At 32.5% G+C, this 1,900-nt stretch carries 3 protein-coding genes; all 3 read right to left on the bottom strand.

Annotated features, from left to right (window positions below):
• Nucleotides 1-239: 239 nt before the first annotated feature.
• From M5A78_RS24540 to M5A78_RS24530, 3 genes are read right to left on the bottom strand one after another with little or no spacing between them, the layout of a single operon-like run.
• Complete coding sequence (locus M5A78_RS24540) at nucleotides 240-773, bottom strand: permease (protein ID WP_248737882.1); 534 nt, start codon at nucleotides 771-773, stop codon at nucleotides 240-242.
• The gene (locus M5A78_RS24535; RefSeq protein ID WP_248737881.1) at nucleotides 770-1,252 is read right to left on the bottom strand and encodes a hypothetical protein; all 483 of its coding nucleotides are present in this window, start codon (nucleotides 1,250-1,252) and stop codon (nucleotides 770-772) included. The genes M5A78_RS24540 and M5A78_RS24535 overlap by 4 nt, the downstream gene beginning before the upstream one ends.
• A complete protein-coding gene (locus tag M5A78_RS24530) occupies nucleotides 1,245-1,586 on the bottom strand; it encodes a PadR family transcriptional regulator (RefSeq protein WP_248737880.1) in 342 nt (113 codons plus the stop codon). Before M5A78_RS24530 ends, M5A78_RS24535 begins: the two co-directional genes overlap by 8 nt.
• Nucleotides 1,587-1,900 lie beyond the last annotated feature (314 nt).

Below are 1,900 nucleotides of genomic sequence, written 5' to 3'. Positions count from 1 at the left end.
AAAGTCCAGAAATGGCCTAAAAGTATGGATGGGATAGGTCTAAATTCTGCTCTTACGAGCAAAAATTCAACGAAAAGGCACCCGAATGGGCTCATTCGGATGCCTTTTGTCTACAATCTGAGCCAATTTCCTTACAGGAGATTGGCTTTTTTATGTCAAAACTTGTTTACGTATAAAAATTTCACAAGGCAGTGTCTCTTATTTTGATGTTTAGCAATATATTGGTAATAAAACCCAAACTATAATGACTCGTTTTTAGTTATATCATACTTTAGCAATTGTTGATGGTCATAAAATTTCTCAAAGATAATACCCATTAAATAGAAAAACAATAAACCAAAACAAATATGAATGAGTGTAAATTTAACTCCAAATGAAGCGAATTCATATACAATAACTGGTAATTTAGCAGTTGTCCAAACTCCTAAAAAAAATACAATGTACCGTATACTAGCACCTTTTTTTAATAAAAGTGCTGCAATTGGAAAAGCTACGTAGAGGGGACCAGCTGCAATTACTCCTAATAATAGGGAGAACAAAATGCCATAGATGCCGGATTTTTCTCCCATATATCTAATTAGTGTTTCTTTCTCCACCCATTTATCAAGCAAACCTACGAATATTAAGACAGGAGGGAGTAGAAACAGCATATCTAAAATGCTTTTTCCTGTTAATTGAAATGCGTTCCATCCCACTGATTGGTTTATAAAAGTAAGGATAATTAGCCCAAATAATAAAATCAAAAAGAACCGATATCTTTTTAATTTATTCATACCATCACCAGCCAAATAATATATGAAAATAGTAGAGACATTAACAATGCAGATGCGTTACGAGAATAGGCAAAACTACGCCCGAATATCTTTTGTTCCATAGGTAAAGTTGTGATTCCTACGGACATTAATGTGGACATTAATACAGCTACTTGAGGGAGTCCTGCACCATTTTGGACTAACGTATGTCCAAGAGGAAATACAACAAAGCTTGGGACTAGTGCAATAGATCCAATTAATGTCGAATAAACAATACCTATCAATCCAGATTTTTCTCCAATGATTGAAGAAATTAAGGATGGCGTTAAAATAGATAGTGATAGTCCAACAAAAAGCATAATGGATAACATGTCAGGTATAATATTACGAAAGCTTTTCCATGACTTTAATAGAGCTTCTTTTGTTTTATTTCGATCTTTTATAAAAGAAATGCTGGTAAGAATAATAGCTATAGCATAAAGGATAGCACCATTAATCATAATTAGACTCCTTCCATTCTTTATATTTGTTTAAGAAAAATGATAAATTCTTAAGTTTTTCCTCAATATCTATTTGAAAATCCTCTAATTTTCTTTTTCCGACTGAAGTTATCTTGTACATCTTTATCGGCTTATCTTGATCAGATGTATCCAAATAAGACTCAACAGCACCTTCTTTCTCTAATGTTTTTAATGTGCGATATAGGATGGCACTATCAATTGGATTGCTGGGAAGTTCTTCTTCACATTTCTGCAGAAGTTTCCCTCCATAGTTATCTCCCTCTGTTAAAAACAGCAAAAGAAATGCACCTGTATGTCTCCCTGTATGTTTCATTAAATAAAGAACCTCCTAATTTAAATGTAAAAATTCACTTCGTTGCCACGATACTGTTAATAACACATCACTGTCATTAACAGTAATATGTTAATGACAGTATATTTTAAATATAAGGTCATGTCAATTCTAAAATATACAACATAACATGTTTTTTCTTTGTGATAACATAAAATTAGAATGTGAAGTATTACACTTAAACTGATATGAACGAAACTGTCAAGGCTCCCCACACAATTTGTTTTTTGTTTAGTTTTTGACCAACTCTAAGAAGAGAAGCGTATTTCGGCTTCTTTTTTCTTAGTTTGAGATCA

This window comes from Neobacillus rhizosphaerae (assembly GCF_937468385.1).
Classification (GTDB): domain Bacteria; phylum Bacillota; class Bacilli; order Bacillales; family Cytobacillaceae; genus Neobacillus; species Neobacillus rhizosphaerae.
The sequence above is the reverse complement of the archived record's forward strand: the minus strand, read 5'-3'. Positions and strand labels throughout refer to the sequence as shown.

Excerpts from the sequence above, each read along its gene's own strand:
- M5A78_RS24540 (WP_248737882.1), bottom strand. The coding sequence starts at position 773 with ATGAATAAATTAAAAAGATATCGGTTCTTTTTGATTTTATTATTTGGG.
- M5A78_RS24535 (WP_248737881.1), bottom strand. The coding sequence starts at position 1,252 with ATGATTAATGGTGCTATCCTTTATGCTATAGCTATTATTCTTACCAGC.
- M5A78_RS24530 (WP_248737880.1), bottom strand. The coding sequence starts at position 1,586 with ATGAAACATACAGGGAGACATACAGGTGCATTTCTTTTGCTGTTTTTA.